General features: G+C 45.6%; 30 protein-coding genes. 9 read left to right on the forward strand and 21 right to left on the reverse strand.

The window, feature by feature from the left end; all coding sequences use genetic code 11:
• Positions 1–180: hypothetical protein (locus QUB16_RS19695; RefSeq protein ID WP_445251143.1), on the reverse strand; the 180-nt coding region annotated here is incomplete at its 3' end.
• A gap of 923 nt (positions 181–1,103) precedes the next feature.
• Between QUB16_RS19695 and crtA the strand changes: the two genes are divergently transcribed.
• A complete protein-coding gene (gene crtA / locus QUB16_RS19700; RefSeq protein WP_333318648.1) occupies positions 1,104–1,940 on the forward strand; it encodes a cyanoexosortase A in 837 nt (278 codons plus the stop codon).
• A 165-nt stretch (positions 1,941–2,105) separates the two neighbouring features.
• On the forward strand, positions 2,106–2,603 hold the full coding sequence (locus QUB16_RS19705; RefSeq protein WP_333318650.1) for a 2TM domain-containing protein: 498 nt from the start codon (positions 2,106–2,108) through the stop codon (positions 2,601–2,603).
• A 236-nt stretch (positions 2,604–2,839) separates the two neighbouring features.
• On the opposite strand, the gene QUB16_RS19710 is transcribed toward QUB16_RS19705, so the two are convergent.
• The 9 genes from QUB16_RS19710 to QUB16_RS19750 form a co-directional block, all read right to left on the reverse strand.
• Entirely contained in the window at positions 2,840–3,859 is a 1,020-nt protein-coding gene (locus QUB16_RS19710) for a CHAD domain-containing protein (RefSeq protein WP_333318652.1), read from the reverse strand.
• A 436-nt stretch (positions 3,860–4,295) separates the two neighbouring features.
• On the reverse strand, positions 4,296–4,634 hold the full coding sequence (petJ, locus tag QUB16_RS19715; protein WP_333318655.1) for a cytochrome c6 PetJ: 339 nt from the start codon (positions 4,632–4,634) through the stop codon (positions 4,296–4,298).
• Positions 4,635–5,236: 602 nt separating this feature from the next.
• The gene (psbV2, locus tag QUB16_RS19720) at positions 5,237–5,737 is read right to left on the reverse strand and encodes a photosystem II cytochrome PsbV2 (protein ID WP_333318657.1); all 501 of its coding nucleotides are present in this window, start codon (positions 5,735–5,737) and stop codon (positions 5,237–5,239) included.
• 154 nt (positions 5,738–5,891) lie between these two features.
• A complete protein-coding gene (gene psbV / locus QUB16_RS19725; RefSeq protein ID WP_333318659.1) occupies positions 5,892–6,380 on the reverse strand; it encodes a photosystem II cytochrome c-550 in 489 nt (162 codons plus the stop codon).
• A 145-nt stretch (positions 6,381–6,525) separates the two neighbouring features.
• Positions 6,526–6,717, reverse strand: a complete 192-nt coding sequence (locus QUB16_RS19730; protein WP_333058460.1) for a translation initiation factor IF-2 — start codon at positions 6,715–6,717, stop codon at positions 6,526–6,528.
• Positions 6,718–7,097: 380 nt separating this feature from the next.
• Positions 7,098–8,048: an acetyl-CoA carboxylase, carboxyltransferase subunit beta gene (gene accD, locus QUB16_RS19735; protein ID WP_333318662.1), complete on the reverse strand. Its 951-nt coding sequence runs from the start codon at positions 8,046–8,048 to the stop codon at positions 7,098–7,100.
• 152 nt (positions 8,049–8,200) lie between these two features.
• Positions 8,201–8,416: a hypothetical protein gene (locus QUB16_RS19740; protein ID WP_333318663.1), complete on the reverse strand. Its 216-nt coding sequence runs from the start codon at positions 8,414–8,416 to the stop codon at positions 8,201–8,203.
• A gap of 61 nt (positions 8,417–8,477) precedes the next feature.
• A complete protein-coding gene (locus QUB16_RS19745; protein WP_333318665.1) occupies positions 8,478–9,308 on the reverse strand; it encodes a prepilin peptidase in 831 nt (276 codons plus the stop codon).
• A gap of 293 nt (positions 9,309–9,601) precedes the next feature.
• On the reverse strand, positions 9,602–9,862 hold the full coding sequence (locus QUB16_RS19750) for a hypothetical protein (RefSeq protein WP_333318667.1): 261 nt from the start codon (positions 9,860–9,862) through the stop codon (positions 9,602–9,604).
• 88 nt (positions 9,863–9,950) lie between these two features.
• Here QUB16_RS19750 and QUB16_RS19755 point away from each other — a divergent pair, with 88 nt between their 5' ends.
• Positions 9,951–11,528 (forward strand): adenylate/guanylate cyclase domain-containing protein, encoded by a 1,578-nt coding sequence (locus QUB16_RS19755; RefSeq protein WP_333318669.1) that lies wholly within the window; start codon positions 9,951–9,953, stop codon positions 11,526–11,528.
• Between the two features lie 243 nt (positions 11,529–11,771).
• On the opposite strand, the gene QUB16_RS19760 is transcribed toward QUB16_RS19755, so the two are convergent.
• The 7 genes from QUB16_RS19760 to QUB16_RS19790 form a co-directional block, all read right to left on the reverse strand.
• Complete coding sequence (locus tag QUB16_RS19760) at positions 11,772–12,281, reverse strand: N-acetyltransferase (protein ID WP_333318671.1); 510 nt, start codon at positions 12,279–12,281, stop codon at positions 11,772–11,774.
• Positions 12,282–12,545: 264 nt separating this feature from the next.
• Positions 12,546–12,947, reverse strand: a complete 402-nt coding sequence (locus QUB16_RS19765) for a YgiT-type zinc finger protein (protein WP_333318673.1) — start codon at positions 12,945–12,947, stop codon at positions 12,546–12,548.
• Positions 12,922–13,119, reverse strand: coding sequence for a hypothetical protein (locus QUB16_RS19770; protein ID WP_333318675.1), 198 nt, complete (start codon positions 13,117–13,119; stop codon positions 12,922–12,924). Before QUB16_RS19770 ends, QUB16_RS19765 begins: the two co-directional genes overlap by 26 nt.
• Positions 13,120–13,200: 81 nt before the next feature.
• A complete protein-coding gene (locus QUB16_RS19775) occupies positions 13,201–13,362 on the reverse strand; it encodes a hypothetical protein (RefSeq protein WP_333142207.1) in 162 nt (53 codons plus the stop codon).
• 115 nt (positions 13,363–13,477) lie between these two features.
• Positions 13,478–14,566, reverse strand: coding sequence for a tetratricopeptide repeat protein (locus QUB16_RS19780; protein WP_333318676.1), 1,089 nt, complete (start codon positions 14,564–14,566; stop codon positions 13,478–13,480).
• Between the two features lie 191 nt (positions 14,567–14,757).
• Positions 14,758–15,024: a hypothetical protein gene (locus QUB16_RS19785; RefSeq protein ID WP_333102082.1), complete on the reverse strand. Its 267-nt coding sequence runs from the start codon at positions 15,022–15,024 to the stop codon at positions 14,758–14,760.
• 91 nt (positions 15,025–15,115) lie between these two features.
• On the reverse strand, positions 15,116–15,373 hold the full coding sequence (locus QUB16_RS19790) for a hypothetical protein (protein ID WP_333318678.1): 258 nt from the start codon (positions 15,371–15,373) through the stop codon (positions 15,116–15,118).
• A gap of 297 nt (positions 15,374–15,670) precedes the next feature.
• Between QUB16_RS19790 and QUB16_RS19795 the strand changes: the two genes are divergently transcribed.
• Positions 15,671–16,603 (forward strand): LysR family transcriptional regulator, encoded by a 933-nt coding sequence (locus QUB16_RS19795; RefSeq protein WP_333318680.1) that lies wholly within the window; start codon positions 15,671–15,673, stop codon positions 16,601–16,603.
• A gap of 290 nt (positions 16,604–16,893) precedes the next feature.
• Here the strand turns inward: QUB16_RS19795 and QUB16_RS19800 are convergent, their stop codons facing one another.
• Together QUB16_RS19800 and ispD are read right to left on the reverse strand one after the other, a co-directional pair.
• Positions 16,894–17,226: a hypothetical protein gene (locus QUB16_RS19800; RefSeq protein ID WP_333318681.1), complete on the reverse strand. Its 333-nt coding sequence runs from the start codon at positions 17,224–17,226 to the stop codon at positions 16,894–16,896.
• Between the two features lie 76 nt (positions 17,227–17,302).
• Positions 17,303–17,989: a 2-C-methyl-D-erythritol 4-phosphate cytidylyltransferase gene (ispD, locus tag QUB16_RS19805; RefSeq protein WP_333318683.1), complete on the reverse strand. Its 687-nt coding sequence runs from the start codon at positions 17,987–17,989 to the stop codon at positions 17,303–17,305.
• 172 nt (positions 17,990–18,161) lie between these two features.
• Between ispD and QUB16_RS19810 the strand changes: the two genes are divergently transcribed.
• Positions 18,162–19,124, forward strand: a complete 963-nt coding sequence (locus QUB16_RS19810; RefSeq protein WP_333318720.1) for a glycosyltransferase family 9 protein — start codon at positions 18,162–18,164, stop codon at positions 19,122–19,124.
• Positions 19,125–19,280: 156 nt separating this feature from the next.
• Here QUB16_RS19810 and QUB16_RS19815 read toward each other — a convergent pair whose 3' ends face one another.
• Positions 19,281–19,574: a TRADD-N-associated membrane domain-containing protein gene (locus QUB16_RS19815; protein ID WP_333318685.1), complete on the reverse strand. Its 294-nt coding sequence runs from the start codon at positions 19,572–19,574 to the stop codon at positions 19,281–19,283.
• Positions 19,575–20,215: 641 nt separating this feature from the next.
• On the opposite strand from QUB16_RS19815, the gene QUB16_RS19825 reads away from it, so the two are divergent.
• The 4 genes from QUB16_RS19825 to QUB16_RS19840 all read left to right on the forward strand — a co-directional run bounded on the left by QUB16_RS19825 (position 20,216) and on the right by QUB16_RS19840 (position 24,458).
• Positions 20,216–21,532: an AAA family ATPase gene (locus QUB16_RS19825; RefSeq protein WP_445251142.1), complete on the forward strand. Its 1,317-nt coding sequence runs from the start codon at positions 20,216–20,218 to the stop codon at positions 21,530–21,532.
• Between the two features lies 1 nt (position 21,533).
• Positions 21,534–22,376 carry a WD40 repeat domain-containing protein gene (locus QUB16_RS19830; protein WP_333318689.1) on the forward strand — a complete coding sequence of 281 codons (843 nt, stop codon included), beginning with the start codon at positions 21,534–21,536 and terminating at the stop codon, positions 22,374–22,376.
• A complete protein-coding gene (locus QUB16_RS19835; protein WP_333318690.1) occupies positions 22,373–23,521 on the forward strand; it encodes an ATP-binding protein in 1,149 nt (382 codons plus the stop codon). Before QUB16_RS19830 ends, QUB16_RS19835 begins: the two co-directional genes overlap by 4 nt.
• 355 nt (positions 23,522–23,876) lie before the next feature.
• On the forward strand, positions 23,877–24,458 hold the full coding sequence (locus QUB16_RS19840) for an HAD family hydrolase (protein WP_333318692.1): 582 nt from the start codon (positions 23,877–23,879) through the stop codon (positions 24,456–24,458).
• Between the two features lie 24 nt (positions 24,459–24,482).
• Here QUB16_RS19840 and QUB16_RS19845 read toward each other — a convergent pair whose 3' ends face one another.
• The gene (locus tag QUB16_RS19845; protein WP_333318693.1) at positions 24,483–25,703 is read right to left on the reverse strand and encodes an ATP-binding protein; all 1,221 of its coding nucleotides are present in this window, start codon (positions 25,701–25,703) and stop codon (positions 24,483–24,485) included.
• Positions 25,704–25,709: the final 6 nt, after the last annotated feature.

Raw genomic sequence — 25,709 nt, forward strand, 5'->3', positions numbered from 1 at the left:
CATCATCAATGGCAAGTTGAGAATTCGGTCTCGAAGTTTTAGCTGACGGTAGGAATTTTCCTGATTGAGCATGGCTGGTGTCAGTAATGCTTCTAGTTGCTGGGCAATTACTTCATCCTCTATCAGTGGTCGTTGTTTCTTTTTCGCGTGGTCCCGATTGGTAGTTCTGGTCTTGGTCATGGCTGGTCATAATTGCTCAACTACTTGCCTATTCTGAGTTTTATCTATTTTTTAACCAATGTAAATACCCCCTTGACAATTTACCCCTCACCTTAACTTGTCACTAATGGGCAACCACGGGGAGTAGGGGTCGGATTGCCCCTACGGAAAACCCGGCTTTTGTAGGGGCGATGCCAAGAGTGCCCGCCCCCACCCACAGATGATTTCATGGGCATTTCAGGCATAGGGCTCTTGACGAGGGTTGGCCCCTACAAGAAAATGAAATAGCCCTGCCCCGAAGCCGCTCTGAGGAAGAAATTCACAAATGATTTAGGATTGCTCTAAAGACACGCTCGATTCTTGAAAAGCAGATAATCACCATTGAGCATGGCTCCAACTCTAACTCGCTCAGCCGTATTTACTCGAACCTCAGTGTCACACCGTGCGCGGTGCCAATTGCGTCTAGTCTCAAGAAATCCAAGCCTCCTTGAGGCTACTTATTTTTAATTTTTGTTGATTCACTCGCTTTTTAGTCTTTGCTTCCAGGGGCCAAGTAAGCAAGCGCTAGGCAACCCAACAAATCATTTTGAGTAGCAGTCTTTTCAATAGGTGTCCTAATGCTGAGCTATGCGTTGCCTCTGAGTCTCATCATTCATCAAATTCCAGAGTGTCTACTAACCTCATCTCAAAGATTTACAGCCCTTAAAATCCTCCGAGTCCTTTCCGTAGGAGGGGTTCAAGCTACTGAGTTGTCCACATACCCTACTATTTTTATGATATGCTTTTACAATAGTCTGGACTGTTTTTAGTCCGTAGTCTGAAACCCTCGATTTTCCGTGGGTACTTTGATTGCCGAATCGCCGGGAAACCCTTATTCTACGGTTTGCCATCAAAAACAGTCCGCAGTATGGCTCTCATCAATCAACTAATAACTAATATCTAAAATGTTCAAGAGAAAAATTTTTTGGCTCATCATTATCGCCACAGCCTTAGTAACTCTGAATATGACACTCCTGTGGAAAGTGGACGATGTTGCTCATTTTTGGATGAGTATAGTTTTTTGGTGTGCTGTGGGTTCCCTGCTTTGGGACAACCAGGATATTCTCAAACAGCGTGAGATAAAAAGTGACCTATTATCGACAATAGCAGGGACGCTATTAATAGCTTTTATTTTATTTCAAAGTGCTGGGGTTTCCAGTAAATCCGATCCTTTTTTAAGACTGGCACCTTTTTTGTCTGGTTTAGGTTTGAGCCTGCTTGCAGTAGGTTATCAGAACTTAAAACTATTTTGGCGTGAATTGGTAATACTATTTTTTCATGGCACCCCCAGTGTCATTACGTTACCTTTAGTGGATTTTGTTACCTCGCTTACTGCTAAGACTGCTTATTATTCTTTGTGGTATGTCGGTTTTAATGTAACACGTGACGGTAATTATGTTGCTTTACCGACAGGAAGGGTGTTGGTAAATGGGGGTTGTTCGGGTATAGAGGCAATGAATTACTTATTAGGTTTAGCTGTAGTTTGTTTGGTGATGTTTCCTACTAAACAAAATAAGGCTTTGGTAATATGTGTCGCTGTCCTTTTTGGTTTTATTATTAATGTTTTTCGAGTGGCGGGAATGGCATTGTTAGTTGCATCTAATCGCCTAGATTTGTTTAAATATTGGCATGAGGGTGAAGGTTCTTTAGTGGTGGGGATGATTGCGGTGGTTTTGTTTGGGATCTTTTATCAATTTATGTTGAAACGAGATAGCCAACTTAGTCAAAGTGCGGGAAATTAATTAGTTGCAATTTGAGGAAATATATCGGTTATTCGATTTCCCCTCCCATAGTCAGGAGTCTCACTCAAATGTCCGGGTGTTGAAATCCGCCAATGTCACTACCTGTCCTTTAACTGCGTCTATATCTATCATAGAAAAGATGTCAGGAATTTTAGGAAACCTGTTATGGCGACAAATGAAAGTCAAATAAGTCAAGTTTACGGTTCAGAGGATGCTCAGGGTATTTTACAGCTTGCGATCGCGCGGCGACAGGATGAAGGGGAATTATCGAGAGTGCAGCTTTTCGAGATTGCAGCGGAATTGGGCATTTCCGAACAGGATATTGTAGCGGCGGAACAGCAATGGTTAGCAACTAGAGGAGAAGTTCAAGAAAAGCTGGTTTTTAACTCTTACCGTCGTCGCAACTTGCAGAAAAATGTGACCAAGTACGGCATTATCAATACTTTTTTAGTTTTGTTTAATTTAGCAGGTTCGCACGAGCTTTCTTGGTCGCTTTTCATTTTACTAACGTGGGGATTGGGATTGTCGCTGAATGCTTGGAATGTTTATCAAACTGAAGGGGAAGATTACGAAAAAGCGTTTCAGCGGTGGCGTTTGAAGAAACAGGTGGGACAGTCTATTGGTACTGCGACGAATAAGTTTATGAAGTGGTTGCAGTCGTGATTTGCTATGGTAAAAAACGCGATCGCCCTTTTTTTTACTTCACACTCGTGAAGTAATTCGGGTTTTAACTCGTTACTGGAAAGAATAATTGTTAAGGTTTTTTCTTGAACCTCTCCCCAAGCGCGATCGCCCTTTATTGAGTTACACAATGAAGGACACTGCAATGCCGTGTCCCTACAAATATCCCTCTTTTAGTCCCTCCCGGCAGCCGATCGCATTCTCTGGGCGCGAAAAACCTAACTTTCCTGGGGCAACTTTTCCTTAGCAGCATCTTCAACCATAGGATGAATTAAAGCCGATCGGAAACCTTGCCGCATTTCCGAATTCAAATACCTGCGCTGCAAAACCTGCCATTTTTGCCAAGCTGCATAGCGATTTTCGGCCAACAAACCAGCCAACTTCGGCAACTCTTTTTTCAGATCGCGATCGACAAAATCTGTCAGAAACTCGCCTAAAACTTCACTGTCTTGAATATCGCCCAAACATTCCTGAATAGCTTTCACATCTTCGACATAAACTTCGTAAGCCTCGCTGTAAAAATCCCCAAACAGATTCATCAAATAGCGAACCCGCTTAGCTTGCTTCCGCAAATCGTGCAGAATAGTTCCCTCGGCTGCTAACTTCTCTTCGACAGCCTCAGCATTTAAATCATCAGCAACTTTAACTTTGCCATCTTCATATTTTGTACCCAGCAACCAAGCCGGATGTAGGAAAAACTCGCTGACTTGAGGTAACAGTAAATCGGGCAAAACCTCAGCAATTGGCAAATGTTCGATCGCCTGAAACTTCGGTTTTTCCAGCCAATCCTCGATCGACTGCTTCAGCGAATCGTAGCTTTTGTGCTCTAAAATCGCCCTCACCCCTTTCAAAGCCCGGTGGCGCTGTTTGAGCAAATTCGACAACGCCTTATCCAAAACTTCCTGTTCCTCAGTCGGCAAATTCGGGTAATAGCGGTTTTGGAGACTTTCGAGCATCACATCCAAATCCCTGAGCGTTCCCAGAATCCGCCCCACCTTACCAATTTTGCCTTCCGAAGCCTCTTTTGGCAAATCTAAAACCGGAGCAAAACCCGTCACAGCCGATCGCAAGCGTCTCAATCCCACGCGCATTTGATGAAGTTCTTCGGCGTCTTGGTCTTTGAGAACTCCAGCCTCGTGCGCTACACTTTTGCGGAAATATTTCTCAATCGCCTCAGAGGCTGCGTCTCCGAGAGTTTTAACTTGAGTTTTAACTTTTGCTGATGTTTTTACGTTCATGGCAGGTGTAGATTCCAGATCCCCGATCGACTTTAATTTGGATTTCAAGGCTTTGCTAGTAAAGGGTTTACATCCTAGCACACCACCCCAATTTATGACTGGCTTCCATACATGAATCTTAATATTAGGTGCTTGACAGTTTATACAAAGTCAGTATTTAGCAATCTCAAATCTTTAAATCTTCAATTCTTCAATTCTTCAATTCTTCAATTCTTCAATTCTTCAATCCAAAATCTAAAATCTAAAATCTAAAATAAAATGTCCCTCCCTCGCCCTTGAGCTAATAAAAATCGGATTTCTGGCGCGCTTTCCCAAATAGGTTAAGATCGCTGCAAACCGATGTTTATTCGCCAAAGGGTGAGAGAGGGTGCGATCGGGAGGACAAGTTTTAAATTAAATCAAGCCCGCCCAGCTTGCCCGACTTCAAAGAGGCAGTTTAGCCTTTCCAGTCTTTCTCAGATTGCTCGAGCACGTAGGTTGCTACATCGTCGATTTGTTCGGGCTTCAAGCGGCCGGCGAAAGCAGGCATAGCATTTTTGCCCTTAGTTACCTGAGTGGTAATAGCTTCGAGAGAATTCATACCGTACTTCTCAAGAGCACTCTTTTTCAAGGTTTTCATGGCCATAACCACGTTGCCGCCACCGATGTGACAAGCAGCACAGTTCGAGCTAAAGATTTTAGCTCCTTTAACCGCATCACCTGCCAAAGCAGGGCGACCAAAGCCGACGGTAAAAATTGCGATCGCTAACAGGGCGATCGATAAGAGTCTTTTCAACGCAGTTCTCCTCTAATGGACACGCAAGGGGTGATTCTTTAGATATTTTACCTGGTGAAATACCTAGCACTGACCTTTTTTACAGTGTAGGCTTCGTGTCTCGTTTGCCGTTGCTCTGTTGGGTATCTCATTACAGAGATTCGTCACTGAAGACGATCCGAGTCTTACACAGCATTTCTGGGCTTTTACACCCTTTATCCCTTCGTAGGGAACCCACGCAGAAGCCCTGTTTCCCAAGGCAAAAACTATTTTCGTACAACAAACTTGGATTGTATTTTATGGTGGGACGTGCCTTACCAACCAGCGGTCTGTTCTTTCCCCCTTTCTCTGGCAGTTGTCCTTGGCCAAGCATATTACTGCTACTGTAGCCTGTTGTTTGCAGTCGAGTGGGTGGGTCGCAACCACTTATATCTTACACATTTTTTTGCTAGAGAAACAGTAAATTGTCGCTCTTTTTCATAGACGTTGCGAAAGCTTATATCCCGACGCCCAATTGAGTACAATTACAGCGTGGGACTTACGCCAAATTAGTTAAAACAGGCGCGATCGCTCAGTTGCATCGCCTTCTTTCGAGTAATTTACCACTTTTTGGCAGTGGCAGTTCAACTCTCAAAATTATCCACGCCCCAGCCCGGAGCTTTCTGAGCAGCCCGGATCACAAAAGCCGCTAAATTTTCAATCTCAGCCTGTGGCATCCAGCTTTCCGGCACTTGGCGGCACCAAAAAGTCTCCTCAGTACCGTCATAAGTCATCGGTTCTCTCAGATACGCCACCAGACTATTGATATTGTTGCGGGGAGGCGTTGCCCCCTTGAGGTCAGCCAAAGACAGAGATATGGTCGGATCGGGCAAATTAGCTCCTCCGACGTGACAATTCAGGCAACTTTGCTCGAACAATACCTTGCCTGCAGACAAATCCTGAGCCGAAAACAAGCGAGTATGTCCCTCAGAGTCCAACTCCAGAGCCACAGGTTCGCTGGCTTGTAAATACCTATTCACGTAAGAATCGGCAGCAGCCAAAACAGGTTGAGGAGCCAACAGCACGATCGGCAAAATAATTAACATCCCCAACAGAAAGCAGACAAAAGCACCACGACGCAGCATGAGGGACTACAACCTTTTGCGAGAATCAATGAGCCGGAGGTAAATTTTAGATTTCAGATTTTAGAGCGAAAAACGACCAGCCAGCAATTATTGCCGAACTTCAGCCCTCTCCGAATCCAAAATCCAAAATCTAAAATCTAAAATCTAAAATCGATTAGCGAGCGCCTTTGCCACCAGCCCACTGCTTGGAGACAATTTTTGGCTGCAACAGAATGTGACCGGCAATCGCGTACAAATCGTCATCCGAGAGATTTCTCATCTCAGCGAAAATATCCGCGCTCTTGGTACTCGGATGCAGTTCCGAAATTTCCTCAAACCCGTCGTAAGTGGTGGGATTTTTCATAAAGTCCACCAGCGACTCAATATTATTCCGGGGCGGGTTGGCCAAAGCCAGAGTTTCCGGGCTCAAATTCACGTTCGGGTCAGTTTTGGTCATGCCCGCAGCGTGACATTGAGCGCAAGCCGAATTGAACAGGCGTTTGCCTTGCTCAACTTGTTTGAGGCTCAGCACCACTGGAGTACCCTTGTCATTCAAAGGCAGAGTGCGAAGTTCAGGACTCAGTTCGATAGCCATCGCACTGCTGACAAATAACTGAAATGTCAAGAATACAGCGGTCAGAGCAATGAAATATCTTTTAAGCATGGTTCTCCTTAAAAAAATCCGGCAAATTATTGAACGCTAAGAGATCATACCTGGCAAACAGATTTGTGTTCAAAATTCCCTGAGTCTGCAACAACTGGCGAAAGTTTGTGCAGCCATACCTTTAAAGGTAGAGGAATTTTGCGATCTAATCTGCAAGAAGTTTTGAGTCGCGCCTTTTTTCGAGAGTGGACATAATTGCCTTAACATCCTCCAAAGCCAAACGGGTTTGAGGGTGCTTGTAGGCAATTTCCAACTCGTCGCACAAGCGGATCACTTCTTCAACAGGGACGTTGAAGTCCTCTGCTATTTCTGCGATGGACAGGTCTGCAAAACCCATAATTTTTAGGTCGCTGACAGGTCAAAATTGAGTTGACGGCTATTAACTGAAAGCCGGACAATTTTAGAAAGCGCTGTTAGCTTGTTCTGTTAGTTTGTTCTGAGATTTTGTTCGATCGCAAGCTAACTAACCGCTAACTGCGACTAGGCATTTTTGCCCAGCCTAACTTCAGGGCCAATCAACTTCCGATCAATATCATCCCACTGCTGGGTCGTTATTACCAATAGGAGTTGCGCGGGCGGGGCTCAAAACCCGGTGTCTGCGTGAACGTCTCGTTAACAAACTAAATATTTTTGGTAGAAGCCGGGTTTTGAGCAATTCCTCAGAAATTTCCCTCGGTGCCCCGCACTCACCAACAGACAATCCTCCGGCGCAGCAGCTTACGGAGCAAGTTTGAAAGCGTGAGTCTGCGGGGGCAAAGCGTGACTGTCGCTGGCTTCGAGGGCGGGAAATTCCGAGCCGGCCAAGAAAGGCTGGGGCTGGTGGAGGCTGATGAGCTGACCGAGAGTTTTCTTTAATTGAGTCCGGGGTACAATCAAGTCTACAAAACCGTGGGCGAAGGAGTATTCGGAAGTTTGATAATTTTCCGGCAGCTTTTCCCGCAGAGTTTGCTCGATTACTCGGCCGCCCGTAAAAGCCACAGTAGCTTTTGGCTCTGCAATTATAATGTCTCCCAGCATGGCAAAACTGGCGGTGACGCCGCCGGTGGTCGGGTGGGTCAAAATCGGGATGTAAAGCAGTCTCGCTTCCCGGTGGCGTTCCAGAGCCCCGGAAATTTTAGCCATTTGCATCAAGCTGAGCATTCCTTCTTGCATTCTTGCACCGCCGGAAGCGCAGACAATGATCACGGACAAGCGTTCCCGCGTGGCGTGTTCGATGAGGCGAGTCAGCTTTTCTCCGACAACTGAGCCCATGCTGCCGCCGATGAACTGAAATTCCATGACTCCGAGGGCGACTGGCAAATTTTCGAGTTTGCCGATGCCTGTTTCTACGGCGTCTAGGTGGCCTGTTTTTTCCTGAAATTCTCGGAGTCGATCGCTATATTTTTTGCGATCGCGAAATTTAAGGGGATCTGTGGCGTGCAGTCCTTCGTTAAGGGGCACCCAGGTATTGGGATCGATCAACTGCTCGATGCGATCGTCACTGTAAACTCTGATATGATGCCCGCATTCCAAGCAAACCATTTGATTTGCTCGCAGGTCTTTGGTATAACTCAGGGCATCGCAAGCTTCGCATTTATTCCAAAGTCCGTCCGCAATTTCTCGTTCCGGCCGTTCTTGGGAGTTCGGTACTGATTTTCGTCGATTTGCAAACCAATCAAATAAAGACATTAAAACTTGGTAATTGTTAACTGTTGACTGTTGACTGTTGACTGTTGACTGTTGACTGTTGTTATTTGTGAGTTGTTAGCTGCTACCAATAACTAATAACTAATAACTAATAACCAATAACCATAACAACAGACAATAAACAACAGACTTGACTACTGACTATTCTCCTCTTCAACTGGACTGATGAGGAGCCATGCTGTGCGCTGGTGTTGTGGAAGAACTTGCAGGGCTGTAGCACTTCCAGCCCCGAAATAAGATGCTATGCCCAAGTCTACAATCCGGGCCGGGATTTCATGAGCAGCTAGGAGCTGCTGCATTAATTCCGCTTCCCAACGAAAGCTAGTAGTTGTAAGTGTAATCCAAGACACGGAACAATTTTACCAATTTTTGAGACAATATTATGTTCGATCGCGCCTGACTACCTGCGGATCAGAAACTAAAATTCGGGAAAAACAACTGCCAGTAACTAGATAAGATCGCTTCGCCCCACAGAGCAGTAATTGCTGTACCGAGAGCCAGAAACGGGCCGAAAGGCATGGGTTGACGCCGATCGAGTAACCCGATAGCGATCGCCCCACCACCAACAAAAGCCCCGGCGACACAAGCAATAAATCCCGCTAGCAGCAAGTATTTCCACCCCAGCCAAGCTCCCATCAAGGCGGCCAATTTGGTATCTCCGGCGCCCATAGCATTCTGCCCCAGCCCGATCGAGCCGGCGAGTCCGATTGCGTCAAACAGCCACAACCCGACAACCGATCCGGCGATCCCGTCGAGTACCAGATAGTGTATCGAGTCGATCGAACTAAATGTCGGCCACCAACCTTTCGCCACCTGGAAAACCAATCCCAGCACCAAACCCGATCGAGTTAAAGAATTAGGCAAAGTCATTGTATCGCAATCAATCAAAGACAAAGCCAACAGCCAGCTAAACAAAGCCCAAAAACCTAGAGTTTGCACTGTTACGCCAAACCGCCAGAAGATTAACAAAAACAGCAAACCCGTAGCTGCTTCCACCAGCGGATAACGAGCCGAAATGCGACTGTGGCAGTGATTGCAGCGTCCCCGCAGCCACAGCCAACCGAAAACGGGTATATTTTCGTAATTTCTGAGTTGATTTAAACATTTGGGACAGCGAGAAGGAGGGTGGATCACCGACAAACCCGCAGGCAACCGATAGACTACCACATTTAGAAAGCTGCCAATAGCCGCTCCAAAAATAAAGACGAGCGCCATGACAAGGCAATTAAAGATTATTTCCATTAAGTTGACTGTTCACTGTTGACTGTTCACTGTTGACTGGGGTTATGTATCACTTGTTACTTCTCAATAGTTAGTTGTCAGTTGTTAGAGCCTGTACGGTCAATTACCCATCATAAAAGGTGTGAAGACTCAAGAATGCAAGTTTTCATAAAATCCTGAAAACATGGCTCTTCACTAGAAACCTATTTTAGTGCGAGCGTTCGAGCGGACATAATATTAGTTACTAATTACCAATTACCAATTCCCCCTGCTCAATTATCAATTACCAGTTACCACCAATGACCAATTACCAATTAATACATTTGAGATTCAATTTCGTCAAAAGTAACAAAACGTTCACCGGGCAATAAAATCGGCTGCGAAGCAAAAATTAACTGACCTCGATCGCTTCCTTGACTGACAACTACACCCGCCGGACGCTGCATCTGCTCGGAATGCACTTTCAGATACATACCATAGGCCGATCGAGCAGCTCGGATCAAATCGGGAGCTAGCAAGCTGTGACGTTCGGAAGTTTCTCTAGTGGGTTGTGGGTTGGGCTGGTATGGAGTCACTGGAAACTTATCATAATGGTATAGGTAGAGTTATTGGTGTGGCATCTCGATCGATCGAACTTACCCTATTTTTTAAGAATAAACTTAGGTGGAAATTATTAATAGATTAACCTACAATCCTCCCTTGGCTGCGCTCGAACTGCAGCTGCGATCGCTCCTTTCGGCTCAACTGTACGCTGCTGCGTGGGTAGATCCGTCCCCCGCAACGCTAATGGGGGTTTTCGATCACCTGCGAACTCTGCGCTACATCCTCCACGACTACGTGCCCAGGCCCGTGTCCGAATCTCCGCCCAACCCAGGCGAGGTGCGCTACCAGTGGCAAACAGGCACCTTGCTGTTCACGGATTTGGCAGGGTTTACCTCGCTGTTGGAAGCGAACGCGACCCAGGGGCGCAAGGGAGCTGAAAGCCTGCTGGGCGTGATTAACGACTATTTTGCCTCGATGATTGAAATTGTCAGCAAATCGGGCGGGGATTTGCTGGAGTTTACCGGAGATGCGATGCTGGTGCAGTTTCCGTCAGGAGTTTACCAAGAGGATACAGCCAGGGCGGTGCGGGCGGGTTTGCGGATGCAGCGGGCGATGGCTGAATTTGCCAATATTGAAACGGCGCGGGGTGTTTTGTCTTTGAGGATGCGGGTGGGCATCCACTGCGGCCGCTATATTAGTGCTGACATCGGTACCCCGCTGCGGATGGCCCATGTACTGCTGGGGCATTCAGTCCAGCAAGCTAAGCAAGCTGAGGGTTCTGGGATTGTGGGGCGGGTGTGTGTGACGGAAACTGCTAGAGAGTCTTTGGGAGAGCAATTTCGTTTTGAACCGGGCAAACCGGGTTATTTTTTGGTGGCGGACAATTTCACGGACGATCGACTCGGAGAGTATGATATCACTTTGACTGGGCGACGGATGCCGAGTTCGGTATTGCTCGATCGCAGCGTGGCGGGCTTGGTAAAAGAAATCGGGGAAGCTGTGAAGCGGGTTGAACCCCTTGCTAGTTATATTCCCAAAACTATCCTGAGACTGCTGGTGGAAAATGCAGACAGGCGCAAAATACCGCCGGATTTTCCTGAACCGACGGTGATGTTTGTCAACTTGATTGGTTTACCGGAGTCTGTGGAGAAAGCTTCGCCCCAGGAAGAAGTCAATCTGGTAGTGAGTTTTTCTCGGGTGTTTGCGTCGATCGATGCTGTAGTCTCAGCTAAAGGGGGCGTGTTGCAAAAAGTAACGGCGCACTTAGACGGTTCGGATATGCTGATTTATTTTGGCGTGCCCGACGCTCACAGGGATGACGCCAGCCGCGCGGCTAGTGCGGCGATTGCCATCCGAGATATTATTTCAGGTTTGCCGCCAGTAATTATCGGCGGTGAAGAGGTGGGAGTAAGCTGTCAAATTGGGCTATCCCTGGGGCCGGTGTTTGCTGCTGAGGTTGGGGAACCGCGAGGGCGCAGGGAGTTTAATATCCTCGGCGATACGGTGAATACGGCTGCTCGGTTGATGAGCAAGGCGGGGGAAAACCAAATTTTGATTGCTGAAAGGGTGTTTGAGTCGATCGAGCTAAACTTTATTTGCGAGGCTTTGGGATCTGTTGCTCTGAAGGGGAAATCTGCTCAAACTCCGATTTTTGCTTTGCAAGGTGCAAAAGGGGAGAAGGGGAAAGGGGGCGTTTAAATAACTTTGCTGGGTAATAGTTGTACAGGTTTTATGGTTCACAAAGGCAAGTACAGCACAACCTTTTTCCACTGTGACTACTAAATGTTATTTTTATATTTTTTTACGATACATCACGATAAAAACCGCCACTGCGTCAGATCAGTTCCGGTTGCATCGGAATGATTTAACCGCAGAGAACGCAGAGAACGCAGAGGGAGATCAGAGAGAGATGAATAATTCCGATGAAGGGCCCAATTAATATCACTCGCAGAGACTAAACTCCGATCGATATTTCACCGTTCCGCTGCAATCCTGCAAGGCTCGACTTTCTAACTCCAATACCATAAACGCTTCATCGGGCACATCATATTCACATTTTAAGGTCTTTCTACTAGCAGGAATGAACCCAAAACGCGGATAAAAATCTGGATGACCAAGCACAACTACTGCTTGAAATCCCGATCGCCCGCACTCTTTTAAACCCTCCCGGATCAGCAGCGTTCCTATACCTTGCCGCTGATAGTTGGGTAGAACTGCGACTGGTGCCAACCCCAGAATCGACAAAGTGCTAGAACATTTTCCTGCGACAACAACCGGACTGAAGAAAATGTGTCCGACAATGCGATCGGATTGTACGGCAACGAAGGAAAATGTAGATGCGATTCCCCGCAATCGATCGACTAGATTTGCCTCATTTTCTCGCCCGAATGCCGCAATATTAATGTTGCGAACAGCTTCTACATCTTCTGGCTTTTCGGTACGGATATCCATAGCTTAGATTAATGGTTGTGCGGCCGCTCTGGCAGACAAATTACTACAGAAATTGTTTCTATCTTTCGAGCGGGATATCAATCAAATTATAGCGCCCCTGAAGCGTTTTTCCTCTTTTGGAGTTATATATTTTTGGCAACCAATTATACAACGAGTTGCAGATGAATGTCAAATCGTCGCAAAAGTCGATCGCTTCCAATCTTAAACCCCGGACAGTCTCCTTTATCGTCACAGCGTTTTAATGAAATTAAAGCGTTCCACTGGTTATGCTGATGGGAGCATCTCAGTTTTGCATTTACAGTGCGAGCGTCCCCGCTCGCGTATTGTACAATACGCGAGCGGGGACGCTCGCACTACAATAAAAAAAATGCTTTTTACAAAACTGAGATGCTCCCATGCTGATTCTAAATGAGTAACCGGAATTTGTTCGGTTCTTTCAGGCAATCTCGCGACCGTTGCAACGGCATGAACCGCATGAAGAATATCGGCTGAATAGTATCGATTGCCGCAGTTATCGCAAACACCGATGGTCACATCTTCAAGAATGACAAATCCATTTTTATGTTTGAATGCCTCGCGCTTGACAGTGCGGGGTTGAACGGTTCCTTCGCAATACTCACATCTGTATTTATACATACGATTAGCCATTAAGTTGAGTGACTTCATAAACCGTGATGATTAGATAACGTCCGTTACTAGCGAAACGTCCAACCACTCCAACAGGTGTTTGTCGATCCAGTGCAGTCCCCACTACTACATATTTTGTACCTCTGGGGTCGTCTTTTTCAACCCGGATAATCTGACCCAAAGCATCCAGGATACAAACCCCCGGATTCATCCGTCCAGAAATAAAAAACCTGTATCCGATAAAGGAGCCCCCGAATTTATCTCGCGCAAGTCAATGCTTCAATTCTAAAATCTAAAATCTAAAATCTAAAATCGCTTGACCGCTCAGAACCGCCTCTTCTACATCCAGGATAGTCAGCAAGTCCTCAGCCATTTCTTCCATTGCGTGGGCTGACATATCGTACTGGCGGAGGCGAATTTTCTCTCTGATACGGTCAATATCGTTGCGAGGCACGGGCTGATTAATGTTACATCCAGGCAATCATAGCAAGTTATTGTTCAAAAATCTATCATTTTCAATTCCTTAAATATCTGGTTTTACTTCCTTCGACCCGACTTACTAACTACTCTTATTGCGGTACAAGCTGACCGGAAGACAATCGCTTAATGCCCTCCATCGCTGTAGTTTCTCCGGCTTTGTCGCCGCCCTCGCGGGCAATTTTTAAAGCTCCCTCGTAGGATTCTAGAGCTTGAGCATTTTGACCGAGACTTTCATGAATTGCGCCCATATTGTTGAGCAAGCGTCCGATACTTGTCTTGTCACCGATAGATTCTAACATCGGTATTGCTTGCTGAAAATAGATCAGCGCTTGAGTATCTTTGCCGAGTTTGCGGGATGTAAGTGCCATGTTGTTGAGGAGGCGGCCGACGCCAGCCCTGTCTCCGATTTCCCGGCGAATTGCTAAAGCTTGATGGTAAAATTCCATCGCTCTATTAAAGTCGCCGATGTTGTAGTAGACGCCGCCCATGTTATTGAGGGTACGGCCTAAATCGCGCCGATCGCCGGCGGCGGTGCGAATCGTCCGCGCTTGCTGGTAAAATTCGATCGCCTTGGCGTAATTGACCTGTTGTGCGTACACGGCCGCGATGTTGTGGAGGGATTCTCCAATTTCAATTTGGTCGTCGGTAGTTTTGGCAAGTTCCAAAGCTTCTTGGTGCAGTTTCATCGCTTCGGAAAAATTGTCCCCAATCCGGTTGACGAAACCTATGAGATTGAGAGTGCGCGCGGTACGACGCCCTCCGCTGATTTCTCGGTGAATGACTAAAGCTTGCTGCAGAACTTCCAAAGCTTTGGGCCTCAAACCCATTTCGCCATAAACTTCCCCCATATTGTTGAGGGTTTCTCCGATTCCCGCTTGGTCGCCTAGTTGCTTGCGAATTGCCAAAACTTGCTCGAAAGTCTCGATTGCTTCTCGAAACAAACCCTCGCGGTGCTGTTTTACTCCTGTTTCAAAGAGTTGGTCTGCTTGCGTTTTGGGGTCAGTTCCCTGAGCACGCGCGGCGAAGCTATCCCGTAGGGAATCGTTTGCTTGGGCGCGCCTCGCATTTATAATTGGGGCATAAGCCCGGGCGTCTGAAATTGCCAGCAAGCTGAGTGCGGGCGATAACACAATACTTATAGCTGCGAGATAGCTGAAGTGATAAGAGCGGCAGTACACCGATCGAGTCCTCCAATAGCTAAGTGATAACTATTAAGATAGAGCTTTTTGGGGTGTTCCTGCCAAACTTTTTCTCAATCGCTAGCTTCTGATACCAGTTTCAAAAAAGAAGGCAACTGTAGACCCGTGCTTCAAACCCATACACAATCAGTCATTCCCAATTCTTCAATCCAAAATCTAAAATCTAAAATCTAAAATCCCATGACTGGGTTTTTGTCTTGCCAGACTGCCATAATCAGCGGCATATTGTTGAGAGCGGATATGACAGCAAAGTTTTTGCTGGGTGGAAGCGATGCTTTTTCAGGGCTTTGCAAGATGATGTCCTGTTGGTCAACCGTGATCCAAGCAATTCCTGACAAAACTTGAATTTCTCGATGAGTTTGAGGCAATCTGTATACCTCGTTTTCCATCAGAATAATACGATCTGGCGCTGCACATTCGGAAGATATTTGAAGCATAGCATCTCCTACTTGGTAATTGGTAATTGCTAATTTGTAATTGGTAATCGAGGACTGTATTTCACTTCATTTCCACGCAACCCACACACTACTATTGGCAATAACGCCGATCGATCCAAGCCCGCATTTCATCATCCGTCGCCACGCAGGTAGAACGACCAGTCGCCCGATCGCAACCGTGCCACCAAGTGTTACCATAGCGATCGCACGTCTGCCAAATTCTCAGTTCGTCCTCACTAGAAATGAGGTCGAGCAAAAACTGCCCAATTTTTTTTATAGCTGGAAAGAGAGATAGCCCTTTAGGTTTTTCGGATGGTTTAGCTCGATCGGCTATCAAAAAAAACATCATTATTCGGGGGTTTATCCCACTGTTGTAAGTAGACATAGCCAACACCTTAAAGTGATAACTCCTACAAACATTGCACCAATAAAATTACAAAAAATAGCTTTTAGCTGCAATAACGTCATCGCAATTACAGCACAATATGGTTATCGTGCAAGCCCTGTAAAAGTCTATCTGTTACCTGATAAATTAACCTTAACTCTGGGGCAATTGACAATCAAAGCATTGCTTGCATAGGTTGTATGAATAAAATCGATATATCGAAGCCCTTGTGACAATTTGGGTACTACTGGCACAAACGCTATGAACGAAATCAATACGCGGCGGATGAAACTCTCTCAGATTCAAGCTTTGATAGCTGTAGCAGACTGTGAAAACTTTAGCGAGGCGGCTTTGCAATTGGAACTGTCCCAATCCGCCGTCAGCCACGCCATCGCCTCTTTAGAAACAGAATTGGGAGTGCAATTGTTCCACCGGGGGCGACACGGTGCTCAACTGACGCCAGTGGGGGAAAGGGTAGTGAGTCACGGGCGTCAAATAGCCTGCGCCTTAGAAATGATGGTCAAAGAAGCGGATTTGGAAAAAGGTTTGCAGGGAGGCCAGGTACGGATAGTTACTTTTCGGAGTGTCGCAACTCATATCCTACCGGGTATTATTGCTAAATTTCGCAGTTGCTTTCCCAAAATTACGGTCAGCATTACCGAAGTTTATTATACCCAAGCTGTGGAAGAGGCTTTGCGATCGGGCAAAGCAGACATCGGTTTTGTCTCTCTTCCCATCTCGGATGAATTTGAAACTAGAGAAATTTTGCGGGATAAATATGTTGTATTGCTGCCGCCAACTGCCAAATTGTCAAGTGCTAAGATTACCTGGAAAGAATTAGCGGCTTATCCGTTGATTTTGCAGCCGGTAGAAAATGCTTGTTCTGTACCGCTGCGAAAATATTTGACAACTTCGGGGTTTCCCTTAAATATCGCTTACGAACTCAGCGAAGATTCAACTATTGTCAGTATGGTGATGCAAGGTTTGGGTACAGCAATTCTGCCGCGTTTGGCTGCGGAACCGATACCTCCTTCGGTGAAAGTTTGCAGTTTACCTGCTGATTTTGAAAGGGTAATTGGGGTGGCTGTTTTGAGGGATGGGCTGTTAATTCCGGCGGTGTTTGCGTTTTTGGATTTAGTTAAAAGTGCTCCAGAGGTTGATAGTGAGGGTGAGTTTCCGATTAATCCTTCATGAGAAACTTAAGTCAGTTGTTATTGGTTATTTGTGAGATTGGGATTTTGTTACCGCAGATATCAGCAGATGAAAACAGATGAAGGCGGATGGGATTTTATCTGCGTTTATCTGCATTCATCTGCGGTTAAAAAAAATGGCATACAATAGTACGATCGCTGATTTCTTAGACTTCTTGCAAAAGTCCTTTCGATCAAATTTTCGGACGGGCTCTCCGGCCCATCCCACAAGAGAAAAAACTTTTTGTGGGACGGGCCGGAGAGCCCGTCCCAGCTATTTTTGCAAGAGGTCTCTTATTTCATGCGCTTAGCTACAAGACTAGAACTGTCGCCTTGGTGGAATTTGATTCGACCATCTACCAAGTTTTTATCCTTTAATTTTAGCCAACCGCTACCAGATGCAGGATCGTTCTCGTCATTACCGTCCCATGTAAACTCAAATCGCTGATCCTTTCCATCTTTTACGACTTCGCCGTCAATTTCACCTGATACTAAACCGAATTGAAATTCTCCCGAACCTGTAGGTTCAATCTCGATATAGGCTTCCACTTCCATGTCCAAGTAATCACTATCCCACATTGCCATCTCTGCGATCCGCCATGTACCGCTATATTCCATTGCTTTCATCCTCCACTTGCATTACAGATTTTCTCCTAATGACGACAACATAGCCGAGTCGCATTCCCCATTACACAATTTAAAACTATTCCCCGTATCTCTGCCGCAAAATAAATTCAGCTAGTGCTAAATCAACGGGCGTTGTGACTTTCAAATTCGTCTCTTCTCCCTCCACAATTTGCACTGGTAAACCGCATTTTTCAAACAACGCCGCATCGTCGGTAACTTCCCAACCTTTTTGTCGCCCTTCTTCGTGACACTGCTTTAACAATTTCACTTCAAATCCTTGGGGAGTCTGGGCTGCCCACAAATTGCTTCTGTCTGGGGTGTCTCGCACGATCCTACGCTCATCTACGACCTTAATCGTATCCTTGACCGGGATGGCGACAATCAAGCCCGGACAGGTCAATAGGGCCTCTGCAGATCGATCGAACAATTCAGCAGTTGCCAAACACCTCGCGCCGTCGTGAATCAACACTCGATCGGCATTGGGCGGCAAAGCTTGCAAACCGTTGTAAACTGACTCTTGCCTGGTGGCGCCTCCTTGAATCAGTTCCACGGGCTTAACCAAAGATAAATCGCTCAGAATGGCTTTAAAATCAGGAAAATCGTCTGGCTGGCCCATGATGCCAATCCAGCTAATGTGCTGCGAAGCTTCAGCCGCAGCCAAAGTCCAACTCAGCAAAGGTTTAGAGAGCAAAGTCAGCAGCAGTTTGTTCCGCTGACTCCCCATCCGTCGCCCCGAACCCGCTGCAGGAATTAATAAGTGCATTTACTAACCGTTTTTAACCCAACTAGATATATATAATAAGAGCGTCCTGTACTTTTGAGTCAGTTGTTTAGCTGTCAGCCAGTAGCTTTTAAGGTCTAGAAATACTATAAGCTGATAGTTGAGAGCCGATCTCTGAGAGCTACCTCGATCAATAATAGCCCGATCGTTTATGATGCGAATACTAGCACTTGTCCCTGGCGGGATTGGCGACCAAATTTTATTTTTCCCCACTCTTGATGACCTCAAGCAGTCTTATCCCGACGCGCAAATTGATGTCATCGTGGAACCGAGGGCAAAGGGTGCTTACCGAGTCTGCAAATCCGTCAAAGAAGTCTTGACGTACAATTTCAAAGACCGCAACGCTATGGCAGATTTGGGCAATTTACTGGGCGTAATTCGCGATCGCGAATACGAAGCAGTGATTTCCCTTGGCCAGCGGTGGACTGTAGGGTTGCTGCTGTGGCTGACAGGCATTCCGCAGAGAGTTGGCTATTCGGGAACTAACGGCGCTCGATTTCTCACTGCTGCTGTACCGCTGAAAACTGAACAGTACGCCGCTTCAATGTACCATGATTTGCTGCAAGGATTTAACATTACAAATCCTTGTCCGGCGATCGCAATTAATGTACCTAAACAGGACATCCAGTGGGCGGAAGCCGAACAGCAGCGGTTGGGCGTAAAAGAAAGCGGATACATTTTGATTCACGGCGGTTCCAGTCAATTAGCTCTGTCTAAAGGTATTGACAAAATTTACCCTACAGACAAGTGGAAGCAAATCATCGAAGACTGTCAGCAGCGGCAGCCGAATTTGCCCGTTGTTGTTGTGAAAGGCCCAGAAGATGCAGAGTTCGTGAAAAAGTTAGTCGAGTTATGTCCGAATGTAAAAGTTATCTCGCCGGATGATGTCGGCAAGTTGGCGGCCACTATTGCTGCTGCTAATTTGATGATATGTACTGACAGTGCGCCGATGCACTTAGCTGTGGCGGTTCAAACTTATACAATAGCTTTGTTTGGCCCGACTGAACCGGCGAAATTGTTGCCAAAGAGCGATCGATTTTTGGGCATTAAATCTCCTACTGGCAAAATGGCAGACATCTCTCCTCAAGAGGTTTTGAAGAAGGTTTGGGGCGGCTAAGAACAAAAGTTCGTAGTAAGGACTTTTAGCTGGTTAGCTGGTTCCCAGGCTCTGTCTGGGAACCCATATCTAGAGGCTCTGCCTCGCTGCTTGTGTGCGCTTCACAGGAGCCAAGCCGGGGGACGAGGAAAGAAGTGGGGGATCTAAAACTCGATGTTAGTCTTCCAAATCATCCATCATCTGCTGCATTTCCTTCTTCTTTTGCTTGGCAAACTCAACGCTGCCCAAACTTGTCAACAATCCGCCCGAAGCAGTGAGAGTAGCCTCTGAGATTTTCTCACAAAATAGAAGTGCGATCGATCCGAAAGTAACCATTGCCGATGCGGCGGTGACAAAAAAGGCAAGATTGTAGCTTTGGCGAACTTGCCGCAACGATTCTCGCAGCATTTCTTTCTTAATTTCGCTATAATATTCATCAGGTTGCGAGTTGCCGAATAAGTTAAAATTCATAACTGTTTCCTTTCCTAAATACTGATAAGTTTTTGTTTCTACAATTACTCTACCGAAGCAAACAGCGAGAGTCTAGGGCAGATAGGGCGAGTTTTAATTTGCGATATGCCCTAATTTTTGGGGCAGATAGGGCAGGAGATTAAAACCTATCTGCCCTAGACACACAGAAGTATTTAAATATAGAATGTGAGTGCGATCGGAGTTACGGATGAATAATCATGAAATCTCGCTCCCGCTAGCCCCCATGCTGTTTCCTTCCCCCGAAATCGGCCAGGGAATTCATTCCCTGGCTAATAGCAAAAGTCGGTTAAAACCGACTAAAATACTAATTTTTAGTCCTCTTAAGAGGACTTTCGCTATGAGACAGGGAATTCATTCCCTGTCGGACTGTCGGACTCTCCCAAAACCCGCCAGGGAATGAATTCCCTGGCTAATAGCAAAAGTCGGTTAAAACCGACTAAAATACTAATTTTCAGTCCTCTTAAGAGGACTTTCGCTATGAGACAGGGAATTCATTCCCTGTCGGACTGTCGGATGATGGAATTAACTGAAAAACCAATAACAATAGCTAACAAATTACTATGCGCGACTCCGATAAAGTTCAATCGAGTGCAAAGGGATAAGAGTATCTCCGAGAACAAATTAAAGAAAAAGGTTTTACTCAAGAAAAACTTGCCCAACTCGCCAAAGTTTCCACCGACACGATTAAGCGCTTACTCGGTACAAAAGACTGCCCCAATGGCGTAGAAAGATGGCAAGTTACCAAGATAGCTGAAAAATTAGGAATAGAACCCACAGATATTGTTGACACCAAAAATTGGAATGCCGAAAATTCGCTGCCGCCAGAGTTTGAATCACTCATAGCAGAAAAAATTAAAACCTTTTGTGGCCGCCAATTTGTTTTCAAGGCTTTTCAGCAATTTATCACCGAAAATCCTTGCGGTTATTTTACAATCATCGGGGATGCGGGAATGGGCAAAAGTTCGATCGTTGCCAAATACGTCTCCGAACATAAATCTCCCTGCTATTTCAATATTCTCGTCGAACGCCGCAACAGACCAGAATTGTTTTTGAAGAGCATTCGTCGGCAATTAATTGACCGCTATCAATTGCCAAATTCTGAAGACGCCGATTTACCAACTTTACTGGCAAACGTGGCAGAAAAACTTACTTTGGGCGAACGTTTGGTAATTGCGATTGATGCACTGGATGAAGTCGCACAAGAAGCGGGAGAAAATCTTTTACATTTACCGACAACTCTGCCAGAGCAGGTTTACGTTTTGCTGACGAGGCGGCCATATAACCTCGGAAAAAAGCGGCTGTCCGTATCTCCGGGAGTTCGGGTAAAAGAGTTAGATTTAAGAGATAACAAGTATGTTACTTCTAATCAGGATGATATTAAAGAATATATTCGCTTTGTTATAAATACCGATTCTGACTATCAAAATGGACTGAAAAACTGGATTCAAACCCGCAACATTGCCGATTCAATTTTTGTTGAACAAGTGACCAATAAAAGCGAAAATAATTTTATGTATTTGCGGTATGTTTTACCAGCAATTGCTAAGGGCGATTACAATGACTTGGATTTAAAGCAATTGCCAGACGGGCTGCAAGAATATTATCAAAACCATTGGGTGCGGATGGGGATGGACGCTAAGCCAGGGCAATTGATGGAGATTGTCTTGTATATTTTACTAGAGATTGGCACGCCGATTCCCTGCGAGATGATTGCTGGAATTGCCGAGGTAGATGAATGCGATGTGAAACAGGTTTTAGAAGATGAGTGGGTTGAGTATTTGAAAAAGCAGAATGTAGAAGGAGAAATCTGCTACACCATCTATCATGCTAGTTTCCTTGACTTTCTGAAAGCAAAACGGGAGATGGATTCAAAGCGGAAAATTTTTAAGGAAGTAAATCAACGGATTGCTGAGTATTTAGAAGAGGAGATGGCGTGAGATGGGAGAATTTGCTGACAAGTTAGCGGCTAAACCACTTTTCTATCAACGTGCTTATCTGGGCAGCTTACTGCCAAATTATGTCAAGTCAGGGAATTTAGAAAAGTATTATCAAATGCTGACTGATTTTAACTTCATGATGGCAAAGATTCAGCATCCTGATTTTGGACTGCAGGCACTTATTGATGATTTCGATTTGGTTGACGATTCAGAAGCATTAACTCACCCAGAGTACAACTCAGAAAAAGTTAAAGCCCTGAACTTGATTCAATCGGTACTGTGGATTTCAGTGGATATTTTGACTCTAGATAAGACGCAACTCGCAGAGCAATTGTTAGGGCGCTTGCTGCACTTTAACATTCCGGCAATTCAGGGAATGGCAGAGGTAGCTAAGCAGTGGAAAGCAGCACCTTGGTTGCGTCCTTTGACATCTTGTTTAACTCCCCCTGGCCGGGGACTGCTGCGTACTCTCAATGGTCACACCAGTTTGGTAAATGCAGTAGCCGTCACTGCTGATGGCAATCGGGCGATTTCTGGTTCAATTGACAAAACAATCAAAGTCTGGGATTTAACAACTAGAAAGGCAGAATTTCCTCTCAAAGGTCATAACGACTGGGTAAATGCACTAGCCGTCACTGCTGATGGGAAGCGGGCGATTTCTAGTTCACATGATAATACCCTGAAAGTCTGGGATTTAACAACTGGAAATGTCATTGCTAGTTTCACAGGTGAAAGCCCGATCGCCTGTTGCGCCATTGCACCGGATGGAGTCACAATTGTAGCAGGCGATCGATCGGGTCAAGTATATTTCCTGCGGCTAGAAGGGATGGAGGAACTAACATGAATTCATCACCTCTCTCAACTCCCATCTCTACCGATTCTTACCCAAAGGAATTTCAGCAACTCCTGCGAGAAAAAACCGAGAATTTTACAGGCCGCAAATTTGTTTTTTCTGCTATTTCCGACTTTCTAGCCTCCCACAGCCGCGGTTATTTCACAATTGTCGGCACTCCCGGCTGCGGCAAAACTTCCATCCTCGCCCAATATGTCACCGCCCATCCTCGCAGTATCTATTACAACGCTGCAGTTGAGGGCAAAAATCGAGCTGAAGATTTTCTCGCTTCTGTCTGCACTCAACTGATTGACAAATACCTTGCCGCCAATGGGGAAACATCGGAAATTGTCAAGCTAAGATCTCAACTTCAAAATCTCGAATCCCATGATGGGAGTTGGTTTCTGTCTTTGTTGCTTCAGCAAATTAGCGATAAATTAGCCGTAGCTTGCGAGACGGCACGTCATCGCCAAAAGTTGATAATAGTCATTGATTCTGTAGACGCGATCGCCCGCACCAGTCAGCCTCCCAGCTCAAATCTGTTTTATCTGCCGAGATATTTGGGCGATCGTACTTATTTTATCCTCGCCCGCCGCCCGTTTTTGAGAGAGAAATCCGGTTTGTTAATTGAAACCCCCTCTCAAACTCTCGATTTAAGAGATTATCCCGCCCAAAATCGGGAGGATGCCCTTAACTACATTCAGCAATACCTATCAACCGCACCGGATTTAACTCAACCCGAATTCTGCCAACAACTCGCCACAGTCAGCGAAAACAATTTCATGTATCTGAGTCAGATGTTAAGGGCGATCGGCGAGAATTCACACCCCGATGCTAATCTGGGAGAGTCCTCACTTCTCTCTGAACTTCCTCCCGGTTTAGCAGCGTATTATCAAAACCACTGGCTGCGGATGACAGGTGATGGCTTATCGGCGATCGACTTGTCTGTGCTGAATGTTTTGGTAAAATCCCCAACAGGTTTGTCTGTAAGTGCGATATCCAATATAATTGATCGGGATGAATACGATATTGAAAAAGTGTTAGACAATTGGATCGAGTTCTTAAATAAACAAGAAATGGGAGGAGAGATTTGCTATAGTTTGTATCATGATAGTTTCCGGGAATGGCTAGGCAAACAATCTATTTTAGAATCATGATGAGGACAAGGCAGTGTCCATAGGAGTCAACTTAACGTTACACCGATAGTCCGACAGGGGTTGAAACCCCTGCCTCAAAGCTAAAGTCCTCTAAAAGAGGACTAATAAGTAACCACACAAAATTAATTACATAAAGACTCCTTGCTAGGCAAGGGTTTCAGTAGAAATATTGTGTAATTAATGCGGAAAAAACACTTAAATTATTCAGTCCTCTTTTAGAGGACTTTCGCTATGAGACAGGGAATTCATTCCCTGGCGGACTAGCGGGTAGGCGGGAGGACTAGGGGACGAAAAGCTTAAGTAACATCAATTCCGATACCACCGAGTTTTATATTATATCAAAAACAATACAACAATGAAACGAGCAGTATTTCTTGACAGAGATGGCGTTCTCAATATCGAAGTGGGCTACATCCACAAAGTAGAAGATTTGCATTTAATCCCCGGAATAGCCCAAGCTGTACGCCGTTTAAATGACCAACAAATATTTTGCTGTTTGGTTTCCAATCAATCCGGCCCAGCGAGGGGTTATAATCCCGTCAGCCATGTAGAAGCTTTGCACAAACGCCTGTGTCAGTTATTAGAAAATGAAGCAGGAGCCAAGTTAGATGCTCTTTATTACTGTCCTTATTTAAGCGCAGCAGAAGGCGGAACAAACCCCGAATTTACGCGGTATTCGACTTGGCGAAAACCAAATACAGGGATGTTGGTAGCGGCGGCTTGGGAACAGGATTTAGATTTGCGAAATAGTTTTATGGTGGGGGATAAAGCGACTGATGTTGATATGGCTCACAATGCCGGCTGTACTGGCATTTTGGTGCAGACTGGTTACGGAGAAAGTGTGTTGAGCGGGGAGTATCAGCACCATACTAAACCGGATTTTATTGCAGCAAATTTAGCGGTGGCTGTGGAGTGGATTTTGCAACACTTTGATTAGTGTTTGTAGTGGGATTTAAGTTGTTTATCGTTGAGTCTTACAGGAAAGGGAAACGTAAGGAAGGGCGACTGTGAAGGTTGTACCCACGCCCATTTTGCTTTCGCAGGCGATCGCCCCTCCTTGCAATTCCACAGCTTTTTTAACAATTGTTAATCCCAAACCGTTACCTTTAATCTTTCCCGTATTCTTGCATCGGTAGAACATTTCAAATATTTTCCCTACTTCGGTTTCTGGGATGCCGATACCTTCGTCTCGGATACGCAGAATTAGTAAGGGGGAGTTAATATTGGTAAATAGGGAATTGCCAAACAAACACTGAGGAGATAAGCAAAAAATAGCTTCTTTGTCTCCTTCGCCTGCTAGACGGTATTCCAATTCCAAGGTGACTTGCCCGCCGTTGGGGGAATATTTCATGGCGTTGACGATTAAGTTAGAAATAATGCCGTGCAGCAATTGTTGATCTAATATTGCACTGGTAACATCTGATGGGATTAATGTTAGTTTGTGCTTGGCTTCATTTCCTAACTGCAATTGAGCGAGCAAGTCTTGACAATATTCGACTAGATTTATCGGTAATGGATTGCATTTGAGTTGACCTGCTTCTGCTCGACCCATAAACAGCATATCATCGATTAGCTGGTTCATCTTTTGGGTAGCTGAGTGCACCAGCCGCAGGGTTCTCACTTGGGATTCGTCACTGCTGCGAGTTCGATCGAGCTCTAGAAGTTCCGCAGAGATTAAAATCGCGTTGAGCGGGTTCCGCAATTCGTGAGCGGCCATTGAAATATAATGGTTTTGGCGGTGCGATTTTTCTTCCACCGACTCTCTGACTGCTTCTGCAGCTTTGAGAGATTCTCGCATCTTGGTTTCGATTTCGTGTCTGTGCAGGGCAATCTCGATCGCCACCCGCAAATCATTTTGTTGAAATGGTTTGATAATATAACCGAATGGATCTGTAAGTTTCGCTCTTTGCAGCGTTTGAGCGTCGGCATAAGCTGTTAAAAATACTGTCGGCACATTCATATTAGTTCGGATTTTCTCTGCCGCTGTTACCCCGTCTATCTCACCTTTAAGCACGATATCCATCAACACTAAATCGGGCGGGTTTTCTATCGCTTTTTGAATTGCTTCTTCTCCTGAAGAAACTGTAGCTGTTACTGCATATCCCAGTTTTTTTAATCGACCTGCTATGTCTTGCGCTACAATAACTTCGTCTTCGACAACCAAAATTTTTATCTGGTTCATTTTTCC

The organism is Microcoleus sp. D3_18a_C4 (genome assembly GCF_036702415.1).
GTDB lineage: Bacteria > Cyanobacteriota > Cyanobacteriia > Cyanobacteriales > Microcoleaceae > Microcoleus.

Coding starts and splice junctions, on each gene's coding strand:
- QUB16_RS19705 (WP_333318650.1), top strand. CDS start 2,106: ATGGCGACAAATGAAAGTCAAATAAGTCAAGTTTACGGTTCAGAGGAT.
- QUB16_RS19830 (WP_333318689.1), top strand. CDS start 21,534: ATGGGAGAATTTGCTGACAAGTTAGCGGCTAAACCACTTTTCTATCAA.
- QUB16_RS19760 (WP_333318671.1), bottom strand. CDS start 12,281: ATGGATATCCGTACCGAAAAGCCAGAAGATGTAGAAGCTGTTCGCAAC.
- QUB16_RS19800 (WP_333318681.1), bottom strand. CDS start 17,226: ATGAAAGCAATGGAATATAGCGGTACATGGCGGATCGCAGAGATGGCA.
- QUB16_RS19765 (WP_333318673.1), bottom strand. CDS start 12,947: ATGAAGTCACTCAACTTAATGGCTAATCGTATGTATAAATACAGATGT.
- crtA (WP_333318648.1), top strand. CDS start 1,104: ATGTTCAAGAGAAAAATTTTTTGGCTCATCATTATCGCCACAGCCTTA.
- ispD (WP_333318683.1), bottom strand. CDS start 17,989: ATGCACTTATTAATTCCTGCAGCGGGTTCGGGGCGACGGATGGGGAGT.
- QUB16_RS19845 (WP_333318693.1), bottom strand. CDS start 25,703: ATGAACCAGATAAAAATTTTGGTTGTCGAAGACGAAGTTATTGTAGCG.
- QUB16_RS19790 (WP_333318678.1), bottom strand. CDS start 15,373: ATGATGTTTTTTTTGATAGCCGATCGAGCTAAACCATCCGAAAAACCT.
- QUB16_RS19815 (WP_333318685.1), bottom strand. CDS start 19,574: ATGAATTTTAACTTATTCGGCAACTCGCAACCTGATGAATATTATAGC.
- QUB16_RS19810 (WP_333318720.1), top strand. CDS start 18,162: ATGCGAATACTAGCACTTGTCCCTGGCGGGATTGGCGACCAAATTTTA.
- QUB16_RS19710 (WP_333318652.1), bottom strand. CDS start 3,859: ATGAACGTAAAAACATCAGCAAAAGTTAAAACTCAAGTTAAAACTCTC.
- QUB16_RS19770 (WP_333318675.1), bottom strand. CDS start 13,119: ATGAATCCGGGGGTTTGTATCCTGGATGCTTTGGGTCAGATTATCCGG.
- QUB16_RS19835 (WP_333318690.1), top strand. CDS start 22,373: ATGAATTCATCACCTCTCTCAACTCCCATCTCTACCGATTCTTACCCA.
- QUB16_RS19840 (WP_333318692.1), top strand. CDS start 23,877: ATGAAACGAGCAGTATTTCTTGACAGAGATGGCGTTCTCAATATCGAA.
- QUB16_RS19730 (WP_333058460.1), bottom strand. CDS start 6,717: ATGGGTTTTGCAGACCTGTCCATCGCAGAAATAGCAGAGGACTTCAAC.
- psbV2 (WP_333318657.1), bottom strand. CDS start 5,737: ATGCTGCGTCGTGGTGCTTTTGTCTGCTTTCTGTTGGGGATGTTAATT.
- psbV (WP_333318659.1), bottom strand. CDS start 6,380: ATGCTTAAAAGATATTTCATTGCTCTGACCGCTGTATTCTTGACATTT.
- QUB16_RS19795 (WP_333318680.1), top strand. CDS start 15,671: ATGAACGAAATCAATACGCGGCGGATGAAACTCTCTCAGATTCAAGCT.
- QUB16_RS19745 (WP_333318665.1), bottom strand. CDS start 9,308: ATGGAAATAATCTTTAATTGCCTTGTCATGGCGCTCGTCTTTATTTTT.
- accD (WP_333318662.1), bottom strand. CDS start 8,048: ATGTCTTTATTTGATTGGTTTGCAAATCGACGAAAATCAGTACCGAAC.
- QUB16_RS19785 (WP_333102082.1), bottom strand. CDS start 15,024: ATGCTTCAAATATCTTCCGAATGTGCAGCGCCAGATCGTATTATTCTG.